The sequence below is a fragment of the Lysinibacillus sp. GbtcB16 genome, assembly GCF_019091145.1.
GTDB classification, from domain to species: domain Bacteria; phylum Bacillota; class Bacilli; order Bacillales_A; family Planococcaceae; genus Lysinibacillus; species Lysinibacillus fusiformis.
This window is the reverse complement of sequence record NZ_JAGXJV010000005.1, coordinates 94,107-109,044: the sequence shown is the minus strand read 5'-3', so window position 1 is coordinate 109,044 and position 14,938 is coordinate 94,107. Positions and strand designations below refer to the sequence as shown.

Sequence of the window (14,938 nt, the reverse complement as noted above, 5' to 3'; positions counted from 1 at the left end):
AACTACGGGATGGTTTATTTAAAGAAGAAGGTACCTAGCACAATAGATGTACTAGGTATATTTTAGAAGAAAATATCATTAATATCTAGGTTTTTTCTCAAGTGCGTGACGGCCTTCTACAAAGCGAACCGTACCAGACTTAGCACGCATAACTACTGAGTGAGTTAATGCGTAAGCACCTTTATATTGAACACCCTTTAAAAGCTCACAATCTGTCACAGCTGTTGCTGCAAAAATAGCATCGTCACCTTTTACTAGATCATCTAAATAAAGAACTTTATCAACATCTACACCCATTTTATGGCAGCGTTCTAATTGCTCTTCATCTTCTGGTACTAATTTTGCTTGGAAGTCCCCACCTAGACATTTTAAGGCTACAGCCGAAATAACACCCTCTGGTGCACCACCTGTTCCAAACATAATATCAATACCTGTTTCATCAAAGGCGGTATTAATCGCTGCACCAACATCGCCATCTTGGATAAACTTAATACGTGCACCAGCTTCGCGAATTTCATCAACAATTGCTTGGTGACGTGGACGATCTAATAAAGTAGCAACTACATCTGAAATATCTTTATTTTTTGCTTTTGCTACTTGTAATAAGTTATAAGTGACAGAAGCATTGATATCTACTTTACCAGCTGCTTCTGGCCCTACAGCTATTTTCTCCATGTACATATCTGGTGCGTTTAACAGATTACCCTTATCTGCAATTGCAAGGACTGTCATTGCACCATTCGTACCTTTTGCTACAATATTTGTACCTTCTAATGGATCCACAGCAATATCTACTTTTGGACCACCACTTCGTAAGCCAAGTTCTTCACCAATATATAGCATTGGTGCTTCATCCATTTCGCCTTCACCAATTACTACTGTAGCATGCATTGGAATTGTATCGAACATTTTGCGCATCGCTGTTGTTGCTGCATCATCTGCCTCAATTTTTAAACCGCGTCCCATCCATTTCCCGGATGCAATTGCTGCTGCTTCTGTTACTCGTACTACTTCCATCGATAAACTACGTTCCATTGTTGCTTTGCCTCCCGTTATCGGTCATTTTTCATACCGAAACATTCAAATTACCTCTATTGTAACATAATTGAGTGAAAACTTTTAGCTCTCATTATTCCTTTGTCTCAGCTACGCGTGCCAGGATTGTTTCACGTCGAATATCAGCGCCTAAATCACGTAATTTCTCAATAAGTGAGCTATAGCCACGTTCGATATGATAAATATCTTGCACTTCCGTTTCGCCTTCCGCTAGAAGACCAGCTAAAACTAATGCTGCGCCTGCGCGTAGATCAGTAGCCGTTACTGTTGAGCCATGTAATCTGCTAGGCCCTTTAATAATAGCCGTGTTGCCTTCTACTCGAGCATCAGCATTCATACGACGAAGCTCATCAATATGTTTAAATCGAGCTGTATAAATAGTATCTGTTACTTTTGAGGAACCGAATGCCTGTGACATTAACACAGCAAGTGGTTGCTGAATATCGGTTGGGAAACCAGGATACACCAATGTTTTTACATCAACAGCTTGCAAAGTGGAGAGGTCTGTTTTTGGTACATAAATACTTTCTTCACCAATTTCAAACTTCACACCCATTTCACGAAGCTTCGCTATAATTGCTTCTAAATGCAGTGGAATTACATTATCAATTGTAATACCATCACCTACTGCTGCAGCCATGATCATAAATGTTGCAGCTTCAATGCGATCCGGTATAATTGTATGCTCTGTACCATGTAGTTCTTCTACCCCTTCAATACGGATGACACTTGTACCTGCCCCTTTAATATTGGCCCCCATATTTGTTAGAAGTGTAGCTACATCAATAATTTCAGGTTCCTTCGCTGCATTTTCTATAACCGTACGGCCCTTCGCGAGGACAGCAGCTAACATAATGTTAATTGTGGCACCAACACTTGCGACATCTAAATAAATTTTTGCCCCAATTAATTCATCTGCACGTAAATAAATCGCGCCATGCTCATTCGTAATTTTAGCGCCTAATGCTTCAAAGCCCTTTATATGCTGATCAATTGGTCGGGGACCCAAGAAACAGCCACCTGGTAAACCAATGACCGCCTTCTTGAAACGTCCTAGCATTGCCCCCATTAAATAATAGGAAGCGCGTAACTTTTTAACATTGCCGTTCGGTAATGGTAAGGCAATCATGTCTGTTGGATCGATTGTCATCTTCCCATCCTCAAACGATACTTCCCCACCAATTTCCTCTAATAAAGCCTTTAACGTCCATGCATCTGAAATTTCTGGTATCCCTCCAATTGTCACTGGAGAGTTCGCCAAAATTGATGCAGGAATTAAGGCGACTGCACTATTTTTTGCACCACTAACTTTAATTGTACCTTGAAGACGATTTTCGCCAGTAATTTTATAAACATCCATTTTGCGTTCTCCCTCATGATTGGAAAGTAGTATTTTTTGCATTTGGCTCACTGTATATTCTTATTATTCGCCTTTTCTCTTATTCCAATCCGCTAAAAATCCTTCAATTCCTTTTTCCGTTAATGGATGGTGGAAAAGTTGTTTTAAAACTTTAAATGGAGTTGTTGAAATATGCGCGCCAGCTAAAGCTGCAGCCGTAACGTGCTGAGGGTGACGAACAGAGGCAGCAATAATTTGTGTATCAATATTATGAATTGTAAAAATGTCGGCAATTGTTTCAATTAGCTCTACACCATTTTGACCAATGTCATCTAAACGGCCGATAAATGGTGATACATATGTAGCACCTGCACGCGCAGCCATTAATGCTTGGTTTGCACTAAAAATTAATGTTACGTTTGTTTTAATTCCTTTGTTTGCAAAGAAACGACAAGCCTCTAATCCCGCTGGTGTCATTGGAAGTTTCACTGTAATGTTAGGAGCAATAGCAGCTAATTCCAAACCTTCTTTAATCATTCCTTCTGCATCCAGTGCAATAACTTCTCCACTTACGGAACCATCGACAAGCTCTGCGATTTCACGAAGACGATCATGGAAAGAAACATTTTCTTCTTTAGCCACTAGTGATGGGTTTGTTGTAACTCCTGATAAAATCCCCCATGCGTGTGCCTCTTTAATCTCTTCAAAATTTGCTGTATCAATAAAAAATTTCATATTATTTCCTCCTGATCATTTTTCTTATATTATTAAATATTTTCCAAAATTTCTTTATTTCAAAAACAAGAGAAGGTCGATTGAAAGCATCAACACTTCTCTTATTATGTGTATTTATCTATGCTTTTGTAACATATTAAATGCAAAAATTAAGCTTTTTGTGCACTACCAAATTCGCGAATCTTACCAACAACTGTTGCTTTAATCGCTTCACGTGCAGGACCAAGGAATTTACGAGGATCGTAAACAACTTTGTCGTTGTCAAGAATCTCACGGATTGCTTTTGTTGCTTCAATTTGATTTTCAGTATTCACGTTAATTTTTGCAGTACCTAATGAAATAGAACGTTGGATATCTTTTGTTGGGATACCTGTACCACCATGTAATACTAGTGGAAGATCTGCCAATTTAGAGATTTCCTCCATTTCTTTGAAGCCTAGGTTTGGTTCTCCTTTATAAGGACCATGTACAGAGCCAAGTGCTGGCGCTAAGCAGTCGATATCTGTTAACTCAACCATTTTACGGCATTCTTCTGGATCAGCGTAAATAATACCACCGATTACACCGTCTTCATCTCCGCCAACTGTTCCTAATTCCGCTTCTACAGAAACGCCTTTAGCATGTGCGTATTCTACTACTTCTGAAGTAATTTTCACATTTTCCTCAAATGGATGGTGTGAAGCATCAATCATCACAGAAGTAAAGCCTGCATCAATTGCCTCTTTACATTTTGCAAAGCTAGAACCATGGTCAAGATGAATGGCTACTGGAACTGTAGTACCATAAGATTCCATTAAACCTTTTACCATGTGAACAACAGAAATAAATCCGCCCATATATTTACCTGCACCTTCAGAAACACCAAGAATCACTGGAGATTTTTCTTCTTCAGCTGCTTGTAAAATTGCTTGTGTCCACTCTAGGTTGTTAATGTTGAATTGACCAACAGCATAACCCTCTGCTTTTGCTTTAATTAACATCTCTTTCATAGATACTAATGCCATACTAAAAATCCTCCTCTTAGGACTATTCTTTCTACATAAATATGCTCCTCAATCATAGCAAAAATAATAGCCCCTGAAAAGCAGGGGCTATTATTTTCTACACGAAAGCGGAGTGCAACGTAGCAGCAGTGTCGCCAAAGTACAGGGCAACGTAACGGCGGCGCTAAGAAAATATGTACTCCTTTTTTAAGCATAAAGAAAACAGGCCGTGTATTCACTGCCTGTTCTTTAAACTTGTAACGCTTTATTAACTTCGTCACGCACTTCAAAAATATCAAAAGGCTTCGTAAAGTAACGGATCGCTCCCAAATTTAAAGCTTCTTGTACAACATCTAGCTCTCCATACGCTGTCATCATAAATACAGGAAGTTTTGGGAACTTTTCTTTTAAACGTCTTAAAATTTCGATACCATCCATTCCGGGTATCTTCATATCTAGTAATACGCAATCCATGTCTTGTTCATCTGCATACTTTAATGCCTCTAAACCATTGGCTGCTAAATATGTAACATATCCTTCCTTTTTCAGCACTTCGTTTAAAAGCAAACGAATTCCCTGCTGATCATCGACAATTAGTAATCGTTTCACATTCCATTCCGCCCTTTTTATTTTTTATTCTTACACAAAAACATTCTTTATTATGTATAATTCTACTTTTTCAGCTTAATACCTTCTAGTATTATAAATTATCTGCTTTTGCTTTCTATCTTTTTCCCCCCTATAATATGGGTAGAGGTGGGATCATGTCAAAAATTCTAACAACACAATTAAGTGGATTATTACAAAGAATTACACAAAATGAAGAGAATGCGATCGAGGAGACTGCCAGGTTATTGGCACAAGCTGCAATTGGCGAAGGTAATGTCTATTTTGCTTGCTTTGGAGAAATGCAGACAGTGGAATTAAATGCACTGCAAGCAGTAGAACCATTTAGCAAGTTAGCACCTTGGACTTCGGATACAAGCTTAACAGAAGCCGATCGGGTTTGCATTTTTACTCGTAGTGCGCACGATGAAGAAGCACTAGCTTTAGCTCAGAAATTAAATACTCAATTTATTCCCTTCGCTGCTGTTGCAGGTGAACCAGCAAGTACAGAAAATCCTCTTGCAGACTTAGCCTATACGTATATTTCTACTCGTATTAAAGGTGGTTTATTGCCAAATGATTTAGGTCAACGGGTAGTTGTACCACATGCACTTGCAGGGCTTTTTGTTTATGAAGCTGTCAAAATGGCCTATGATGATATGCTTGGTTTTGATGAGGAAGAATTGTAATAATCCAATTAAAAAGAGTTGTCTCATTTTTCGAGACAACTCTTTTTGTTTATTTAAATGTTGCGCCGATAAAGTCACGGAACAGTGGTTGTGGACGATTTGGTCGTGACACTAACTCTGGGTGGAATTGACATGCTACAAAGAAATTATTCTCTGGTAGCTCAATAATTTCAACCAGCTTACCGTCAGGACTTGTACCCGAGAAGACAAGACCAGCTGCTTCCATTGCTTCACGATATTCATTGTTAAATTCATAACGATGACGATGACGCTCATAAACAAGCTCTTTGCCATATGCTTCACTTGCCTTAGAACCGTCTTTTAATTTACATGGGTATAGGCCTAAACGTAATGTCCCGCCAATATCTACGCTATCATTTTGATCTGGTAAGAAGTCGATAATTGGGTACTCTGTGTTAGCATCAAGCTCAGTAGAATGAGCGCCTTTTAATCCTAACACATTACGTGCATATTCAATTGTTGCAAGCTGCATACCTAAGCAGATTCCTAAGAAAGGTACATTATTTTCACGCGCAAATTGCGTAGCTAAAATTTTACCTTCCACACCACGATCACCGAAGCCACCTGGTACTAAAATCGCATCAGCATCTTTTAATAGTGCAGTTACATTATCAGCATTGACATGTTCTGCATTAATCCAGTCAATTTCAATATCAGAATTATAAACATAGCCTGCATGCTTTAATGCTTCTACCACTGAAATATAAGCATCTTGAAGTTCTACATATTTCCCTACTAACGCTACTTTTCTTTTGTTTGGTAAGTTTTTCACTTTGTCTACAAGCTCGCGCCATTCTTCCATATCCGCTTCTGGAGCTTCCATACCAAAGTGGTCAAGAACGATATCATCAATATCTTGTGCATGTAGGTTTAATGGTACTTCATATAAATGCTCCGCATCACGAGATTCAATAATTTCATGTGGTTGAACATCACAGAATAAAGCTAATTTCTCTTTCATATCTTGTGGTACTTCTTGTTCAGTACGCACAACGATAATATTTGGTTGAATACCTAAAGAACGTAACTCTTTTACAGAATGCTGAGTTGGTTTTGTTTTTAATTCACCAGCGGCTTTAATATAAGGAATCAATGTACAGTGGATATACATGACATTATTATGACCTAAATTAGTTTTCATTTGACGGATAGCTTCAAGGAAAGGTAATGATTCAATATCCCCTACTGTTCCACCTACTTCTGTAATAACAACGTCTGCATTTGTCTCACGACCAGCGCGTTGGATACGATCTTTAATTTCATTTGTAATATGAGGAATAACTTGTACTGTACCACCGTTGTAATCGCCACGACGTTCCTTCTGTAATACCGATTGATACACACGACCTGAAGTTACTGTAGAATGCTTTCCTAGGTTGATATCAATAAAACGCTCATAATGCCCTAAATCTAAGTCAGCCTCAGCACCATCATCTGTTACAAAAACCTCACCATGCTGATAAGGACTCATCGTACCTGGGTCGATATTAATATATGGGTCAAATTTTTGAATCGTAACTTCTAAACCGCGGTTTTTTAATAAACGGCCTAGAGATGCTGCAACAATCCCTTTTCCAAGTGATGATACAACCCCACCTGTTACAAAAATATACTTCGTCATGAAAAAATTCCTCCTTTAGAATTGCTAGATAAGTTGTTTTGTTAGGGATTAGAACATCTGACAGTCAAACACCCTAAAAAAAGAAAAGCCGAGAATGTCTACAAACTTGTAGTCGATTCGAAGCTGTCATCGTTTCTATCTCTTTTCCACTTTCCTTTAAACCTTAAAACTTTAACATTTATTCAGTCACCGTTTACTATACATCATGAATACTTTAAAACATTTATATTCATATCCGCACAAAAAGTATGGGAGAGCTGGTCTGAATAAAGTTAAAAACAAAAAAACGCTCCTCCTGCATAGGTCTGCAGGGGGAGCGTATTATATACACGGTCTTTCTCCTTCTTTTAAGGAGCCCAAGTAAAAGATTAAACGTAACCGTGATAGAAGTCAAGAATTTTTACATCAAGCGTAAAAGTAAGAAAATTCTAAGAGCGAGGTTTTAGATTTCTTCCTCTTCTTCTTCGAACTCTTCTTCATCTTCGTCTTCATCAATAAACTCTTCATCGATTTCTTCAATATCTTCTAAATCTTCGTCTTCATCAAAATCAATATCTTCTTTATCTTCATCTTCTTCGTCTATCTCTTCTTCTTCTTCTACGAACTCTTCATAGTCCTCGTCGAAGTCGATATCTTCTTCATCCAAATCGATATCTTCTTCTAGATCATCATCTTCATCCACAGAAGCTTTAGATTTTTTCTTTTGAGTTTTAACAGAAGGTGCTGTTTCTTCCTCAATTTGCTCTACTTTAAACCATTCACGTAAGCCCCAGCCTGTTTCTTGGTTATATAAGAAGCGGCCATCTACATTAATATCTGTGTAAAATTGTAGTAGGCGGGATTTAATTTCTTCATCACTGTAGCCTACAAGCTCTTGAATTATTTTTAACAAATCATTAAACGTTACTGAGGCACGTTTTTCATTTAAAATTGCATACGCTAAGTTAATTAACGACTCTTCAGTTAATTGTTCCTTTGTCATTTCACGAAAATTCAATTCGTGCACTTCCTTTCCCTCATCACAATGGACGTTTTAAAATTACATGGTGCTTTATTTTCCAAGCGCAGCAAAAATGGCCACGCAAAAGGTACTTTCCATACAATAAGCATAATACCCATTATATACAAAGTTTTAGCCCCTTTGCTAGCTTCAATTACTGTTTTTTATATTACGCATTTTTTTTATGCCAAGATAAAACAAATAGACAGATAATAGTAGTAAAGGAATAGCGCCAATTTGCTTATTATACAGGAAAATGGCTCCCAATACTAAAGCTAATACAATTATGTAGTGAATAGCTGATTTCATCCTCTACCGCGCCTCCCCTTTTTTTTACATTTCTATTATAGCGAAAAAAAAAAGAAGTGCCTAATCCTAAGACTAGACACTAAAAACTAGAGAAGCTTATTACATAAATTAGAAAGAAATGTCGGTAAACTAGTGAGATTTTCTATCTCTGTTTACATATTACGACGATATTGTCCACCAACTTCATACAAAGCCTTCGTAATTTGTCCCAAACTAGCTACTTTAACAGTTTCCATTAATTCCGCAAAGATATTTCCGTTATGGACAGCTACCTCTTGTAATCGGTTAATAGCTGCCTCGCTTTTAGCTTCATTGGCCTTCCAGAAATCTTGTAAATTGTGGATTTGAGTTTCCTTCTCTTCCGTCGAAGCACGAGCAATCTCCATATTATCAATATCAGCATCAGAAGCTGGGTTTGGGTTCAGGTAAGTATTAACACCAATTATCGGTAACTCCCCTGAATGTTTTAACATTTCATAATGCATCGATTCCTCTTGAATTTTCCCTCGTTGGTATTGTGTCTCCATTGCTCCTAACACACCACCACGATCATTGATACGATCAAATTCTTCGAGGACAGCTTCTTCCACAAGATCTGTCAGCTCTTCCACAATAAAAGCACCTTGAAGTGGATTTTCATTTTTCGCTAAGCCATGCTCTTTTGTAATAATCATTTGAATAGCCATTGCACGACGTACCGATTCCTCAGTAGGCGTTGTAATTGCCTCATCATAGGCATTTGTATGCAAGGAGTTACAGTTATCCTGTAAGGCCATCAAAGCCTGTAATGTTGTACGAATATCATTAAAATCAATCTCCTGCGCATGTAGACTACGACCTGAAGTTTGAATATGATATTTTAACTTTTGGGCACGCTCATTTGCGCCATATTTATCGCGCATCACAATCGCCCAAATACGACGAGCTACACGTCCGATTACTGTATATTCTGGATCAAGTCCATTAGAGAAGAAGAATGATAAGTTAGGCGCGAATTCATTAATATTCATGCCTCGGCTTAAATAATATTCTACATACGTAAAGCCATTCGCTAATGTGAAGGCTAATTGCGAAATAGGATTTGCTCCCGCCTCCGCTATATGATAGCCAGAAATTGAAACAGAGTAGTAGTTACGTACCTTATGGTCAATAAAGTATTGCTGAATATCACCCATCATACGTAGGGCAAATTCTGTAGAGAAAATACATGTATTTTGACCTTGGTCTTCTTTCAGGATGTCCGCTTGTACTGTTCCACGTACGACCTGAAGTGTTTTCTCACGTGTCTCTGTAAATTCTTCAACTGTCAAAGTACGTCCTAACTCTTGCTCACGTAATTTTATTTGCTGATCAATCGCTGTATTCATGAACATAGCCAAAATGATAGGTGCTGGACCATTAATTGTCATCGATACAGATGTGGAGGGTGCACATAAATCAAAGCCTGCATATAGTTTTTTCATATCCTCTAATGTACAGATAGATACACCTGATTCCCCAACTTTACCATAAATATCTGGTCGGTAATCTGGGTCCTCCCCGTACAATGTTACGGAATCAAATGCCGTAGATAAACGTTTCGCGTCATCATCCTTCGATAAATAGTGGAAGCGTTTATTTGTACGCTCTGGCGTCCCCTCACCAGCAAATTGGCGCTTTGGATCTTCTCCCTCTCGTTTGAATTGGAAAACACCCGCTGTATATGGGAATTCGCCTGGTACATTTTCTTTATAAACCCAGCGCAAAATTTCACCATAGTCCTCAAACTTTGGTAATACAACCTTTGGAATTTTTGTACCTGAAAGACTTATTGTCTTTAAAATTGTGCGAATTTCTTTATCGCGAATTTTCGTCACAAATTCATCCCCAGCATACGCTTCCTTTAAAGCTTGCCAATTGTCTAATATACGCTTGGATTCAGCCGTTAATTCGTCTCGGACACCTTCTGCTAAAGAATTAAGTGATGTGATAAGTGCATCATCAGGTGCTTTTTCCTTAACTGCAGTGAGAGCCCCTTCTAATTGGAAAAGACGACGAGCAAATGCCACCTGCTGTTCTGTTTTTTTATGATAGCCACGAACTGTATCAGTAAGCTCTCGTAAATAATAACGACGATCATTCGGAATAATTACATCTTGCTTTTGCGTTTTAGCAAATTGCTCATAGCTCGTTTCCCAATCGCTACCAGCTTTTTGGTTAATAATTTGCACTAACGCGGCAAATAAAGCATTTGTTCCTTTATCATTAAATTGGCTAGCGATTGTCCCGTAAACCGGCATATTATCAATTGATTCATCCCAAAGTTCGCGCGAGCGCTGATATTGTTTTTGCACTTGACGTAGTGCATCCTCAGAACCTTTACGTTCAAACTTATTAATAGCAATAACATCCGCAAAATCAATCATATCAATCTTCTCAAGCTGCGTTGGTGCACCAAACTCACTTGTCATAACATACATTGATAAATCGGTATATTTAGTAATCTCGGCATCACCCTGACCAATACCACTTGTTTCAACGATAATTAAATCATAGCCAGCTACACGTACTACATCTATTACGTCCCCAATGGATGCGGTTAATTCCGTACGAGAGCCTCGTGTAGCTAAGCTACGCATATAGACACGATTATTAAAGATCGCATTCATACGAATTCGATCTCCAAGTAATGCCCCACCTGTTTTTTGCTTTGTTGGATCGACGGACAGAATTGCCACATGCTTTTCTGGGAATTCTTTTAAGAAACGGCGGATTAGTTCATCCGTTAACGAAGATTTACCCGCGCCACCAGTTCCGGTAATTCCCATAACAGGTGTTCCTTTTGAACGCTTCCTTGCTTCCTCCAGCATTTTTTTCGTGTCTTCATCGTCATTTGACTCGGCTGCTGTAATTAAATTAGCTAAAATTTCAGGAGTCTCTGTTGTTAAAGATTCTAATTTTTCTAAGTAGCTACCAGTTGCAGTAGGAAAATCTGTTCCTTTAATTTGCTCATTAATCATTCCCTGAAGCCCTAAAACGCGGCCATCCTCTGGTGAGAATATCCCCGCAATGCCGTAAGAATGCAGCTCTTTAATTTCACGTGGTAGAATTACTCCACCACCACCGCCATATATTTTTATATGTGGCGCCCCTTTTTCACGCAGTAAATCATACATATATTTAAAGTATTCCATATGCCCGCCTTGATAAGAAGAAATAGCAATACCTTGTGCATCCTCTTGTATCGCAGCATTTACGACTTCTTCCACGGAACGATTATGACCTAAATGGATTACTTCCACACCGCTCGATTGCAAAATGCGTCGCATAATATTGACCGAAGCATCATGTCCATCAAAAAGACTCGATGCTGTCACAAAACGTACGTGATTTTTTGGACGATATACTTCTACCTTTGTCATATGAAATCCCCACTCTCTCCCCTTAATGAATAAAAAAAGCCGGCAATTGCAATGTCGCTCTATGCAATTACCGACAAACCCCTAACGAAATATTAAAACCCCTTTATGCCTGAAATGAACAATGTGATTTGCATGTCAATAAACTCATCAATTGAATGTTGGCGATGTAATGCCCATTTGCGGAATGCCCAACTTTGTCCAGACACTACTAAATTATTAGCTGCTAAATGAATTTGCTTGTCTGTCATTGTTATGTCACCAGATTGTACACAGCGCTTTAGCAATCTTTCAAACGTAGCAACCATTTCAAACTCTTTACTAAAGACATAACGTTGCGCTTCTTTTGACAATGATTTTGTTTCTTGATACATGATTGTAAGCTCATCAACCATGCTATCAATTTGCAGGAAATATTCTCGAATCATTTCCTTTAGCTCTTCGATTGTCCCTGCTTTAATCTCGTAACTTGATAGTCGCTCCATTGCATGATGATAGATACTATCACATACGAGGTAAAGAACATCTTCTTTTGTTCGAATGTACTCATATAAAGTACCGATACTAAAGCCTGCAGCTTTTGCGATTTCTCTCGTTGTGGCCCGATGGTAGCCTTTTTCTTTGAATAACTTAATTGCTCCCTGAATCATTTGCTCACGACGAATGGCGATTAAATTTTCATCTTTTACAGTTGACTGTACTTGGGGCCTTTTATCTTTTTCTGTCATCAATTATTTAGTTAACATACGCGAGATAACTAGACGTTGAATCTCTTGCGTACCTTCATAAATTTGTGTAATTTTCGCATCACGCATAAAGCGTTCTACTGGATAATCTTTTGTATAACCGTAACCACCAAATACTTGAACCGCCTCCGTCGTTACACTCATCGCCGTATCGCCAGCCATTAATTTCGCCATTGCTGATGCCTTACCATATGGTAGGTTATTAGATTCTAACCAAGCCGCTTGATATGTAAGAAGTCGAGATGCCTCAATTTGAGTGGCCATATCCGCTAGCTTAAAGGAAACACCTTGATTTGCTGTAATTGGTTTGCCAAATTGTACACGTTCTTTCGCATAGTCAACTGCTGCATCAAGTGCTCCTTGTGCAATTCCTACAGCTTGCGCCGCAATACCATTTCGTCCACCATCTAGTGTCGTCATCGCAATCTTAAAGCCTTCTCCTTCAGCTCCAAGCAAGTTTTCTTTTGGAACACGACAGTTGTCGAAAGTAATTTCTGTCGTAGGAGATGAACGAATTCCTAATTTCTTCTCCTTCTTACCTACAGAGAAACCTTCATATCCCGCTTCAACGATAAATGCTGATGTACCGTTTTTGGCTTCAGGATCTGTTACGGCAAATACAATATATGTATCTGCTACTCCACCATTTGTAATGAAGATTTTTGAGCCATTTAAAATATAATCATCGCCATCGCGTTTTGCGTAAGTTTTCATGCCACCCGCATCAGAACCTGATCCTGGTTCTGTTAAACCGTAAGCCCCAATATGCTTTCCTTCAGCCATTGGACGAAGATATTTTTGTTTCTGTTCTTCTGTACCGAACTTATACAGTGGCCAACCTGCAAGTGATGTATGTGCAGATAATGTTACTCCTGTTGATGCACAAACACGTGATAATTCCTCAACAGCAATGACATATGCAAGATAATCAAATCCAGCTCCACCATATTCCTCTGGCCATGGAATACCTGTTAAACCAAGCTCCGCCATTTTATCGAAAATGGCACGGTCAAATTCTTCATTTTCATCACGTTCTGCCGCTGTTGGAGCCACTTCATTCATAGCGAAATCTCGAATCATTTCACGTAATTGCTCATGCTCTTCTGTTAACTGAAAGTTCATTGTCCATTTCCCCTTTTTATTAGACTCTGTTCTGTGTAATGGTAAGTTGGATTCAGTGTTTCATTAAGTCGTTTTCTTACTATATCGAACGATTCCCATCCTCTTTGCAGCTGTTTGATTCATTTTTATTCGCTACAACCAACACCTTACACCAAATTATTTCAGTAAATGTTTACTAATGACTAGCCTTTGTATTTCACTTGTTCCTTCATATATTTCAGTTACCTTGGCATCGCGGAAATATCGCTCTACTGGGTAATCTTCTGTATAACCATAGCCACCAAATACTTGAACAGCCTCTATTGCTGTTTGGACAGCTGATCGAGATGCAAAAAGTTTCGCCATTGAAGCTTCAGCGCCACACGGTAAACCTTTCGCACGTAAATCTGCAGCACGGTAGACTAGTAGTTTGGATGATTCAACAGCTGTTGCCATGTCAGCAAGTTTAAAGCTAACACCTTGTTGGGCAACAATCGGTTTGCCAAATTGAACACGTTCTTTAGCATAAGCAGTAGCTGCTTCAAGTGCCGCTTCAGCTATTCCTAAAGATTGTGCAGCAATACCAATGCGTCCCACATCTAAATTAGCCATCGCTATTTTGAAGCCTTCTCCCTCTTCCCCTAAAAGGTTGTCGGCTGGTATGCGGCAATTATCGAATGTTAGCTGTACAGTGCGAGAGCCATGCAAGCCCATTTTATGCTCGTCTTTTCCAATAATTAAACCAGGTGTTCCCTTTTCAACGATAAAGGCAGAAATACCTTTTGTTTTTTCAGCAGGATTCGTTGATGCGAATACAATGTATACATCCGCCTCCCCACCATTAGTAATAAATACTTTGGAGCCATTAATGACATATTCATCACCCTCACGGACTGCCTTCGATTGAAGAGAGCCAGCATCTGAACCGGCACCTGGTTCTGTTAAACAAAAGGCACCTAAATATTCACCCGCTGCAAGTTTAGGTACATAACGTTTCTTTTGTTCTTCATTCCCAAAGTAAATGATTGGATTCGTTCCAACCGATGTATGCACCGATAAAATAACTCCCATTACAGCGCTTACCTTTGATAATTCATGAATCGCAATAATGTACGATGTAAAATCCATGCCAGAGCCTCCAAGCTCTTCAGGTGTTGTAATACCCATTAAACCAAGTTCACCCATCTGCTGAAGCAGCTCACGTGGAAACTCCCCTGCTTCCATTCGCTCTACCCATGGTTGGATTTTTTCTTGAGCAAAATTACGAACCATATCGCGCATCATAATTTGCTCATCTGTAAATTGCAAATGCATCTATTATGTCACCCCTCTAA

12 protein-coding genes are annotated in these 14,938 nt (G+C 38.9%); 1 reads left to right on the top strand and 11 read right to left on the bottom strand.

Translation table 11 applies throughout. The features are described from left to right. Nucleotides 1-78 precede the first annotated feature (78 nt). From glpX to KVT27_RS17605, 5 genes are all read right to left on the bottom strand, one after another. Nucleotides 79-1,035 carry a class II fructose-bisphosphatase gene (gene glpX, locus KVT27_RS17625; RefSeq protein ID WP_008179010.1) on the bottom strand — a complete coding sequence of 319 codons (957 nt, stop codon included), beginning with the start codon at nucleotides 1,033-1,035 and terminating at the stop codon, nucleotides 79-81. A 94-nt stretch (nucleotides 1,036-1,129) separates the two neighbouring features. Further along, nucleotides 1,130-2,416, bottom strand: coding sequence for a UDP-N-acetylglucosamine 1-carboxyvinyltransferase (locus tag KVT27_RS17620; RefSeq protein ID WP_217581689.1), 1,287 nt, complete (start codon nucleotides 2,414-2,416; stop codon nucleotides 1,130-1,132). Nucleotides 2,417-2,479: 63 nt separating this feature from the next. Further along, nucleotides 2,480-3,130: a fructose-6-phosphate aldolase gene (gene fsa, locus KVT27_RS17615; protein ID WP_004269447.1), complete on the bottom strand. Its 651-nt coding sequence runs from the start codon at nucleotides 3,128-3,130 to the stop codon at nucleotides 2,480-2,482. 149 nt (nucleotides 3,131-3,279) lie between these two features. Next, on the bottom strand, nucleotides 3,280-4,134 hold the full coding sequence (locus tag KVT27_RS17610; RefSeq protein ID WP_036123008.1) for a class II fructose-bisphosphate aldolase: 855 nt from the start codon (nucleotides 4,132-4,134) through the stop codon (nucleotides 3,280-3,282). 228 nt (nucleotides 4,135-4,362) lie between these two features. Further along, nucleotides 4,363-4,722 carry a response regulator gene (locus KVT27_RS17605; RefSeq protein WP_008179021.1) on the bottom strand — a complete coding sequence of 120 codons (360 nt, stop codon included), beginning with the start codon at nucleotides 4,720-4,722 and terminating at the stop codon, nucleotides 4,363-4,365. Between the two features lie 155 nt (nucleotides 4,723-4,877). Here KVT27_RS17605 and KVT27_RS17600 point away from each other — a divergent pair, with 155 nt between their 5' ends. Next, nucleotides 4,878-5,408 carry a DUF2529 family protein gene (locus KVT27_RS17600; protein ID WP_217581688.1) on the top strand — a complete coding sequence of 177 codons (531 nt, stop codon included), beginning with the start codon at nucleotides 4,878-4,880 and terminating at the stop codon, nucleotides 5,406-5,408. 49 nt (nucleotides 5,409-5,457) lie between these two features. Here the strand turns inward: KVT27_RS17600 and KVT27_RS17595 are convergent, their stop codons facing one another. The 6 genes from KVT27_RS17595 to KVT27_RS17570 form a co-directional block, all read right to left on the bottom strand. Continuing rightward, the gene (locus KVT27_RS17595; RefSeq protein ID WP_008179025.1) at nucleotides 5,458-7,050 is read right to left on the bottom strand and encodes a CTP synthase; all 1,593 of its coding nucleotides are present in this window, start codon (nucleotides 7,048-7,050) and stop codon (nucleotides 5,458-5,460) included. A gap of 442 nt (nucleotides 7,051-7,492) precedes the next feature. Next, the gene (gene rpoE, locus KVT27_RS17590) at nucleotides 7,493-8,047 is read right to left on the bottom strand and encodes a DNA-directed RNA polymerase subunit delta (RefSeq protein WP_191967794.1); all 555 of its coding nucleotides are present in this window, start codon (nucleotides 8,045-8,047) and stop codon (nucleotides 7,493-7,495) included. Nucleotides 8,048-8,511: 464 nt separating this feature from the next. Beyond that, nucleotides 8,512-11,760, bottom strand: coding sequence for a fused isobutyryl-CoA mutase/GTPase IcmF (icmF, locus tag KVT27_RS17585; RefSeq protein ID WP_217581687.1), 3,249 nt, complete (start codon nucleotides 11,758-11,760; stop codon nucleotides 8,512-8,514). Nucleotides 11,761-11,852: 92 nt separating this feature from the next. Then, entirely contained in the window at nucleotides 11,853-12,485 is a 633-nt protein-coding gene (locus KVT27_RS17580) for a TetR/AcrR family transcriptional regulator (protein WP_025114794.1), read from the bottom strand. Nucleotides 12,486-12,488: 3 nt separating this feature from the next. Further along, nucleotides 12,489-13,625: an acyl-CoA dehydrogenase gene (locus KVT27_RS17575; RefSeq protein ID WP_036122994.1), complete on the bottom strand. Its 1,137-nt coding sequence runs from the start codon at nucleotides 13,623-13,625 to the stop codon at nucleotides 12,489-12,491. Nucleotides 13,626-13,781: 156 nt separating this feature from the next. Continuing rightward, nucleotides 13,782-14,918, bottom strand: a complete 1,137-nt coding sequence (locus KVT27_RS17570) for an acyl-CoA dehydrogenase (RefSeq protein ID WP_036122992.1) — start codon at nucleotides 14,916-14,918, stop codon at nucleotides 13,782-13,784. Nucleotides 14,919-14,938: the final 20 nt, after the last annotated feature.

What these genes read in the sequence shown, in the direction of transcription:
- glpX (WP_008179010.1), bottom strand. Translation starts at nt 1,035, where the DNA reads ATGGAACGTAGTTTATCGATGGAAGTAGTACGAGTAACAGAAGCAGCA.
- KVT27_RS17620 (WP_217581689.1), bottom strand. Translation starts at nt 2,416, where the DNA reads ATGGATGTTTATAAAATTACTGGCGAAAATCGTCTTCAAGGTACAATT.
- fsa (WP_004269447.1), bottom strand. Translation starts at nt 3,130, where the DNA reads ATGAAATTTTTTATTGATACAGCAAATTTTGAAGAGATTAAAGAGGCA.
- KVT27_RS17610 (WP_036123008.1), bottom strand. Translation starts at nt 4,134, where the DNA reads ATGGCATTAGTATCTATGAAAGAGATGTTAATTAAAGCAAAAGCAGAG.
- KVT27_RS17600 (WP_217581688.1), top strand. Translation starts at nt 4,878, where the DNA reads ATGTCAAAAATTCTAACAACACAATTAAGTGGATTATTACAAAGAATT.
- KVT27_RS17595 (WP_008179025.1), bottom strand. Translation starts at nt 7,050, where the DNA reads ATGACGAAGTATATTTTTGTAACAGGTGGGGTTGTATCATCACTTGGA.
- icmF (WP_217581687.1), bottom strand. Translation starts at nt 11,760, where the DNA reads ATGACAAAGGTAGAAGTATATCGTCCAAAAAATCACGTACGTTTTGTG.
- KVT27_RS17580 (WP_025114794.1), bottom strand. Translation starts at nt 12,485, where the DNA reads ATGACAGAAAAAGATAAAAGGCCCCAAGTACAGTCAACTGTAAAAGAT.
- KVT27_RS17575 (WP_036122994.1), bottom strand. Translation starts at nt 13,625, where the DNA reads ATGAACTTTCAGTTAACAGAAGAGCATGAGCAATTACGTGAAATGATT.
- KVT27_RS17570 (WP_036122992.1), bottom strand. Translation starts at nt 14,918, where the DNA reads ATGCATTTGCAATTTACAGATGAGCAAATTATGATGCGCGATATGGTT.